Below are 7,078 nucleotides of genomic sequence, written 5' to 3' on the forward strand. Positions count from 1 at the left end.
CCGCTGCTCCCCGCCCGGCGCGCCGGCCGCCGAGCCCGCGCCGGGCGGGGAGCAGCGGGGTGTTACGGGGTGTGGCCGTTCTCGTGGCGGGCGATGACCAGGGAGATCAGGCCGGGGTCGGTGGCGTAGCCGATGTAGGTGCCGGCGGTGGTCCACACGTGCCAGCAGCCGCGCAAGTGCAGGGGGCTGATCGTGCCGACCGCGAGGTAGCGGCCGCTGCGGATCACGGGGTCCATCACGGTGTCTCCGGTGGGCGGCGGCAGGATGGCCACGGTGATCAGCCTTCCTCGCGCTCGCCGGACGGGGTGCAGTCATTCACACACACGGTGAGGATCTCGGCTTCGGCGAGGAGCAGGGCGAGGCTGTAGTCGCTGTCGATGACGCTCTCGATGTACTTGCCGCACGAGCACGGGCGCAGCAGGACCACGACGTCGTACGAGCTCGCCCACGGGTCGTCCGACGAGGTAGCGCGCCGCTCGTAGGTCACGAACATGCCCTCGCCCAGGTGCGCGACGGCCATGGGACGTGCGTCCTCCTGGCCGCCGGGGTAGCCGCCCCAGGCCTCCGGGGACAGAACCAGGCCGAGGGTCTGCGGGAAGAGGCGTGCCATGCAGTCCGACGCTCGGGATGCGATGTCCTGCCGCTCGCGTTCCTCCCGTTCACGGCGGGCCCGTGCCCGTGCCTCGTCGGTGCGGGTACGGAAGTCGGCGGCCAGTTCCCGCAGGTGTGCGGCCGGGCCGGTGGTGTTGGGCATGCCGGGTTTCTCCTGGGTGTTGGTGATGGCTCGGTGCCAGTCGTCCAGGGCGGGTGTGGGGCTGGTGCGGGTGCGGCAGGGCATGTGGAGGCCGAGGAAGTCGTCGGCGGTCACGACCACGGCTCGGTTGGCGCCGCGGTGGCTGAAGGTCGCCCTCTCCCCCACGGCGGCCCAGCGCTGCAGCATGTGCAGGGTGAGGCACACTGGCTCGTCGGCCGCCGGCTGTTCGAGCGCCTTGGTGGCGATCTCGCGCCAGCCGGGGAAGTCGTCGTTGTCGGTGAGCGGAACCGTGTGGGTTGCGTGCCGGCTGCGCAGGCGTACCTCGGGCGCGCCCTCGTCCCCGTATTCCTCGTAGGTCACGAAGACCGTGTCGCGCGGGTCGGTGTCCTCCAGGAAGCGGCCCAGCGAACGGGCATCGGCCGCCGCGATGTGCGCGCGCCACGGCGATGTGGGACGGCTGGCCTCGGCGCGGCCGATGGCCATGGTGTGGCGTTCGGTGGCTACGGCGTAGAGGTGCGTGCCGTCGAGGTCGAGCAGCAGCCCGCCCCAAGGCCAGTCGGCCCAGTCGGTGGCCATGTGCGGCAGTGCCCTGGCCACGGCCGTCCTCAGGCCCGTGAAGCCGACGTCGGACAGTTCGGTGGTCATCCCTGGTGTCCTTCCGTGCGGTTGGTCATCGCGGCAATCCCTTTGCGGGGAGGGGCGGGCAGGTGTGAGTGCGGGTGGCGCGGCGGCCGGCGTACTGGTTGCGGTAGGTGCGGCTCCAGCCGCAGACGCGGCAGCGGGTGCGGGCGCTCACGCGAGCCGCCTCCCCACCACGCGGCCGCCACCGGCGGTCAGCAGGTCGAGCGCCTGGTCGGTCAGCTGCGGCGCGTACTCCGGCAGCGTGCCGAGGGCGTCGAGGGTGTCGATGAGCGCGGCCATGGGCTGCTCGTCGCCGTCCCAGTACGCCGATACGGCGGTCCGGGCGGCGGCCATCAGCTCGTCGTGGTTCTGCTGCAGCGCGGCGAACCGGCTGCTGAGGTCGTCGAGTTTGGACACGAGGACAGAGCCTCCGAAAGGAATCGGGAGCGCTGCCGGGTCCGCGCAGACAGCACGAACCAAGCCCTCCGGGCAGAACCCGGCAGCAGAGGAAGGGAAGAGAGGGAAGAGAGGGAGCGAAGTGAGCGTCAGCGGCGGCGAGTGCGCCGCTGGTCCTGCGTGCTGTTCAGGAGCGAGCGCAGGACGACGGCCACGACCGCCAGCGACAGGGCGGCCACCGCGACGGACGCGGCCACGACCGCGACCGACAGCAGGAGCGCGACCAGGACGACACCGGTCACCAGCACACCGCCGGCGCCCAGGGCCACCGCCACTCCGGGCGACAGTCGCGAGACCTCGCGCGAGTGCCCTGCGGTGTGGTCGCAGCGGCAGACCGCGCAGTGATGCCTGTGGCCGGCCTGCGGCATCGGGGATGGGGGCGGGAAGATCTGGTTGCCGAACGCGTCGAAGACGGCCGGGGCATGCGCACGGTCGCCGGGCAGCGGCTCACGGGGCGGGAAGGGGGTACTCATGCCGCCGCCCTCCTGCCCTGCAGCTCCTGGCGCTCGTCCGCGGTCAGGCCGCCGAACACGCCGTACCTCTCGTCGTTGGCGATCGAACGGGCCAGGCAGGCCTCCCGGACCGGGCACCGGCCGCAGATGCGCTTCGCCAGCGCGATGGCACCGGGATCGCCGTGGAAGAACAACTCGGGCTCTTCTCCGGCACATGCCGCGTGGTCGACGACCCCGAGGTCCGCACCGAGGACCTGCCGTCCGCCCGGGGGCAGGCGGTGCGGCGACACCCACGGCCCCTTGGCCAGACGCAGATGGGGCCGGGACGAGCCGCGGACGATGGTGGTCCTGCACCTCACCGCAGCACCCCCGCCCGTTCGGCCCGCCACCGCGGGGAGAACTCGTACCCGCAGGCCCCGCACAGCTCCCGCGCCGCCGTCCGGCACCGCGAGACCTGCACCGACCGGGCGCAGCGGGGGCACGGCGTGGTCCGGCACACCGGGCGACGGTCGTATCCGGGCGCGGCGGGCATCACGCGACCGCCTCGCCGACGCGGTCCTCGTCGGTGGCCAGGGATACGGAGGCGAAGACGGTCACGTCGAGGCCCTGCCGGTGGCCGCGGGCGACGAAGTGCCAGTGCCCGTCGGACATCTGCTTGAGGTGCGGCGCCGTACCGAGCGCCTTGGCCACGCGCGCCACGGACGGGAACTGCACGTCGGGCGGCAGGAACGCGAACTGCAGGACGAAGCTGTCGGCGTGCACCGTCAACGACGGCGCCGGCAGCCCGGGGAACATCTCCAGGAAGCTGGCCACCTTACTTAAGACCACCTGGAGATCGGCGGCCACCGGAGCGGACTCGCTCCGGGGCAGGGGCGTACGCTGGTTGAGCATCAGCACTCCTTAGCCAGGACTGATGTGGGGAGGCCCCGCCTGGGACCGGACGGTGTGACCGCACCTCCGGAACCGACACGGCGGGGCTTTCTCATGCCTCCCAGCGAGCGAGACATGTACTACATGTATCTCACTGTGGAGGCGTCCTTCTCGTGTCGTCAAGCCCTACGCCGGAGCCGGTTTCGAGAGGTTGCCGTCTTGCTTGGTGATGAGCATCTCGCCCGGAACCGAGACAAGTTACCGATCCCCTGGACGACTTGACGGACATCTCAGTACCGTTCAAGTCGTCCCAGGACGTCCCCATCGAGGGAGTGCGGCATGGCGAACGAACGCCTCCGCAGCGCCATCGTGGCCCGCGGCATGACGGATGATGAAGTCGCTGCACGGATCGGGGTAGACCCGAAGACGGTCGACCGGTGGATCAACAACTCCAAGAGGAAGCCCTACCGGCGCCACCAGTACGCCTTGGCCAACCTGCTTGGGCGTGACATCTCGTACCTCTGGCCAGAGGAACGGACTGCAGGCGAGGTACGGGAGGCCGGGCAAGCTGAGCTGATCAGGCTTTATCCGCACCGCGCGGTTGTGCCACGGGAGCTCTGGCCTGAGCTCTATGCCAAGGCGACGGAGGCTTTCGACGTCCTCGCATACTCAGGCTTCTGGCTGAGCGAGGACCCAATGTTCTTCAAGGTCGTACGAGAAAAATCAGCAGACGGGGTGCCCGTTCGCTTCATGCTTGGGGAGCCTGGATGCCAGGCTGTCGAGCAGCGGGGGCACGACGAGGGAATCGGTTCCGGCATGGCCAGCAAGGTGAGGAACGCGCTGGTGAACTACTCGCCCTTGTTCGGCTTACCGGGCGTCGAATTCCGACTGCACTCGACGACCTTGTACAACTCGCTGTACCGCTCCGACGACGAGTTGCTCGCCAACGGGCACATCTACGGCGTCGGCGCCTACCTCGCTCCGGTGCTACACCTGACCCGCGTGCCGGGTGGCGAGTTGTTCGACTCCTACGCGGAGAGCATCGAACGTGTTTGGCAGGGGGCCCGGACGATCCGCAGCCCTCATGATCTGGGAGCTGCGGCATGAGCCGAACCGACTACTTCCATGACCCGATGGCGCCGACGGCCAACTCCGTCGTCCCCTCTGTCACTGCAGTGGTACGCAACGATGCCCAAGACGTACTGCTCATTCACAAGACCGACAACAACCTGTGGGCCCTTCCTGGCGGGGGCCACGAAATCGGCGAGTCCATCAAGGACACGGTCGTGCGCGAAGTCGAGGAGGAAACCGGCATTCGCGTCGAAGTCATGGACGTCAGCGGCCTCTACACGGACCCTGGCCACGTCATGGCTTATGACGACGGCGAGGTCCGTCAGCAGTTCTCTATCTGCTTCCGCGCCCGACCGGTCGGTGGGGCACTGCGTACGAGCAGCGAGTCCAAGGAAGTCCGTTGGGTATCACTTGACGACCTGGACGACCTGGACATCCACCCCTCCATGCGCCTCCGTATCGATCACGGCCTTGACACCAGCCGGACGCAACCCTACATCGGGTGACGAAGGCCGGCGGCGGCGAGCCTGCCGTTGACGCGTGCGCTGGCTGCCTGGATCTCGGACTCGGCTCGCCGGATGAAGCGCCCGACGACGCTGTCCGGGCCGTACCGACCAACGATCTCGGCGACACGATCGGTGGGGTTCGTCGGTTCTCCGTCGGGCGTGGTGTTCATGTCGCAGTAGAGCAACGCGTCCACGAGCTGCGGCTGCTCCAGCGAGAACTCCTCCTCCAAGGCCTGCCGCAGCCCCCGTTCCTCGGCCTCCAGGAGCGCACAGGAGTGGTGGGCGACGAGGCTCACGATGCGCTCGTCAGCGTGCTCGACGTTGCGGAGGAACCGGGCTCCGTCGAGGGGATGGAAACCGGTGTCGACGAGCCGTGGCGAATAGCCGATGTCATGGAGCACGGCGGCAGCTTCGAGAAGGGTCGCGTCGTCGCCGAGCACGGGAGCGAGGCTCCGAGCCCGCTCCTGCACGCCACAGGAGTGGGCCCAACGACGAGGTAGCGGCTCGGCCAGCAGCGACTTGGCCAGCTCGTGCGCCCAGGCAATGAGTTCCATGTACAGGGACCCTACGGGGTGCCGCTCGCCGGCGGGAGGGCCTTCACGATCCTCCCCTTCCCATGAACAGGTTCGAGGAGACCTTCGCCCTCCAGCTGACCCAGCGCTTTCCGGACTGCCGTGCGAGAGAAACCGAACTGCTCGCACAGGGCAGCCTCGGAGTGGAAAGTGCCGCCGACCTCGAATCCACCTGCAGCAAGCTCCGAGCGCATCTGCTCGACGAGCGGCAGTGTCGCCCTAGCGGTACGTCGACGCCAACCGATACCGGGGAGAGACTCAATCAGTCCTTCCGCAGCGAGAACGCGCAGCGCCCGGCGGATAGTAGTCCGAGAGACGCCGTACTCACCCATCAGTGCCGCCTCTGATGGCAGGAGCTCTTGCTCAGCAGTACCGGTAAGACCTTCCCGAAGACTTTCAACGATCCTCAGGTAAGTGCCACGAGGGTTCACATCTGCCAGGGGGCTCACTTCCTCTCCGTTACTCGGCCAGGAAGTGGAACAGGAAGCCGCCCCATGCAGAGACCCTCCATCGTTCGCCCAGGCGCCCATCTCCGCGCCCACGGAGAACAGCGGTTCACTGAACCGTGCAGGGCACATCCGCGAGGTTCGTCCCCGCGTACGCAAGAGTCAGCCCGGGGTGCCTGGCCCTTGGGGCACGGGTCCACCGCCGCGTGCGCGGGGATCCGTGCAGCGCCTCGTGCCACAGCTCTCCCCCTAGGCTCATCTCCGCGTGTGCAGGAATCACTCTTACCCTAGAACTCACCTCTTAAGAGGTGGGGGCCCATCCCCACGTACGCGGGGAGCAGCCCGCCACCAGCGACGACACCGTGGCCGCCCTGGGGCCATCCCCGCGTGCGCGGGGAGCAGGACCTAGAGCCGTACCGGGTTGGGTTCGCAGAGGGGTCATCCCCGCGTGCGCGGGGAGCAGTGTTCCTGACCTGGGCATCTTTTCACGCTCACCTTAGTTTTTGACCAACTTCGCCGGTTCCGGCAAAGCGCACCATCTATCACCTACGAGCCCATACCATCCCGCCTGCATGCCTCATAGCCCGCCCTCGGGCTATTCGCGAGCGCCCCGCGGCAGCTCGATCAGGACCATGCGCGGGCCACCGGTTCCCGCAGCAGTCCGTACGTGCGTCCTCTGTCAGGCCAACTGCGAGCTTCCGTCTGCGTCTCCAGGCAGACGCAGATCCGCTGATCGCCTGGCAGGCAGCAGCATCCGCCACGGCGCCGATCGTTGCGCACAGCCACGCCGGGAAGCCCCCCGTGCCCCCGCTCCGCCCTATGTGCGCCCTGCCCACTGCCCAGCCCCCGATGAAGAGTCGGCGCCGTGCCCGAACATGAGGGCGGTACCCGAACACGCAGGGGAGGCGGATGACGGTGGCGAAGGTTTCGCAGAAGTGCGGGGCTCGGACCAAGGCCGGCAAGCGGTGTCAGCGGGCGGTCTCGCCCGGGACGTCCCGGTGCTGGGAGCATCCTGGCGAGTGGACCGAACGCGGTCAGATCAATCGGAAGCTGAAGGAGCTGAAGGAACAACGGGCGCAGCTGAACAAGTCGCGTAAGAGGTGATCTGATCTCTGCCCCCGGGGAGCCAGGAAGGGAGCCACCCTGGCCGGTCTCAGCGGGCCGTCCGCGGACTTCCGTGGACGGTTCCGCCCGGCGGTTCCAGCGGAAACGGCGACCCTGCCAGCGGCCCGGGCAAGCGCTTCTTACACAACAGGCAAAGGCGGGGGCGCGGGGCGGGGGCCCCGTCGGTTGTTCCTGCGGGTGCTGGGCCCGCGTCCGGGCGTCAGGG

General features: G+C 68.7%; 10 protein-coding genes. 2 read left to right on the forward strand and 8 right to left on the reverse strand.

What is annotated here, in order from left to right:
- Positions 1-62: 62 nt before the first annotated feature.
- The 6 genes from ACSNOH_RS32130 to ACSNOH_RS32155 all read right to left on the reverse strand — a co-directional run bounded on the left by ACSNOH_RS32130 (position 63) and on the right by ACSNOH_RS32155 (position 3,174).
- Positions 63-272, reverse strand: coding sequence for a hypothetical protein (locus ACSNOH_RS32130; protein ID WP_436724977.1), 210 nt, complete (start codon positions 270-272; stop codon positions 63-65).
- A gap of 5 nt (positions 273-277) precedes the next feature.
- A complete protein-coding gene (locus ACSNOH_RS32135; RefSeq protein WP_436724978.1) occupies positions 278-1,399 on the reverse strand; it encodes a hypothetical protein in 1,122 nt (373 codons plus the stop codon).
- Positions 1,400-1,546: 147 nt separating this feature from the next.
- Entirely contained in the window at positions 1,547-1,792 is a 246-nt protein-coding gene (locus ACSNOH_RS32140) for a hypothetical protein (protein WP_436724979.1), read from the reverse strand.
- Positions 1,793-1,920: 128 nt separating this feature from the next.
- The gene (locus tag ACSNOH_RS32145) at positions 1,921-2,304 is read right to left on the reverse strand and encodes a hypothetical protein (protein WP_436724980.1); all 384 of its coding nucleotides are present in this window, start codon (positions 2,302-2,304) and stop codon (positions 1,921-1,923) included.
- Positions 2,301-2,558, reverse strand: coding sequence for a WhiB family transcriptional regulator (locus ACSNOH_RS32150; protein WP_436724986.1), 258 nt, complete (start codon positions 2,556-2,558; stop codon positions 2,301-2,303). The genes ACSNOH_RS32145 and ACSNOH_RS32150 overlap by 4 nt, the downstream gene beginning before the upstream one ends.
- A gap of 256 nt (positions 2,559-2,814) precedes the next feature.
- Positions 2,815-3,174, reverse strand: coding sequence for a hypothetical protein (locus ACSNOH_RS32155; protein WP_436724981.1), 360 nt, complete (start codon positions 3,172-3,174; stop codon positions 2,815-2,817).
- A gap of 318 nt (positions 3,175-3,492) precedes the next feature.
- Here ACSNOH_RS32155 and ACSNOH_RS32160 point away from each other — a divergent pair, with 318 nt between their 5' ends.
- The gene (locus ACSNOH_RS32160; RefSeq protein ID WP_436724982.1) at positions 3,493-4,260 is read left to right on the forward strand and encodes a helix-turn-helix domain-containing protein; all 768 of its coding nucleotides are present in this window, start codon (positions 3,493-3,495) and stop codon (positions 4,258-4,260) included.
- The gene (locus ACSNOH_RS32165; protein WP_436724983.1) at positions 4,257-4,730 is read left to right on the forward strand and encodes an NUDIX domain-containing protein; all 474 of its coding nucleotides are present in this window, start codon (positions 4,257-4,259) and stop codon (positions 4,728-4,730) included. Before ACSNOH_RS32160 ends, ACSNOH_RS32165 begins: the two co-directional genes overlap by 4 nt.
- Here ACSNOH_RS32165 and ACSNOH_RS32170 read toward each other — a convergent pair.
- Together ACSNOH_RS32170 and ACSNOH_RS32175 are read right to left on the reverse strand one after the other, a co-directional pair.
- Positions 4,718-5,284, reverse strand: a complete 567-nt coding sequence (locus ACSNOH_RS32170) for an HD domain-containing protein (protein ID WP_436724984.1) — start codon at positions 5,282-5,284, stop codon at positions 4,718-4,720. The genes ACSNOH_RS32165 and ACSNOH_RS32170 overlap by 13 nt on opposite strands.
- 11 nt (positions 5,285-5,295) lie before the next feature.
- The gene (locus ACSNOH_RS32175) at positions 5,296-5,751 is read right to left on the reverse strand and encodes a GntR family transcriptional regulator (RefSeq protein WP_436724985.1); all 456 of its coding nucleotides are present in this window, start codon (positions 5,749-5,751) and stop codon (positions 5,296-5,298) included.
- Between the last annotated feature and the right edge of the window lie 1,327 nt (positions 5,752-7,078).

Origin of the sequence: Streptomyces sp. URMC 127 (assembly GCF_051386535.1) — a bacterium.
Lineage (GTDB): Bacteria > Actinomycetota > Actinomycetes > Streptomycetales > Streptomycetaceae > Streptomyces.

Coding starts and splice junctions, on each gene's coding strand:
- ACSNOH_RS32135 (WP_436724978.1), bottom strand. CDS start 1,399: ATGACCACCGAACTGTCCGACGTCGGCTTCACGGGCCTGAGGACGGCC.
- ACSNOH_RS32145 (WP_436724980.1), bottom strand. CDS start 2,304: ATGAGTACCCCCTTCCCGCCCCGTGAGCCGCTGCCCGGCGACCGTGCG.
- ACSNOH_RS32155 (WP_436724981.1), bottom strand. CDS start 3,174: ATGCTCAACCAGCGTACGCCCCTGCCCCGGAGCGAGTCCGCTCCGGTG.
- ACSNOH_RS32160 (WP_436724982.1), top strand. CDS start 3,493: ATGGCGAACGAACGCCTCCGCAGCGCCATCGTGGCCCGCGGCATGACG.
- ACSNOH_RS32165 (WP_436724983.1), top strand. CDS start 4,257: ATGAGCCGAACCGACTACTTCCATGACCCGATGGCGCCGACGGCCAAC.
- ACSNOH_RS32170 (WP_436724984.1), bottom strand. CDS start 5,284: ATGGAACTCATTGCCTGGGCGCACGAGCTGGCCAAGTCGCTGCTGGCC.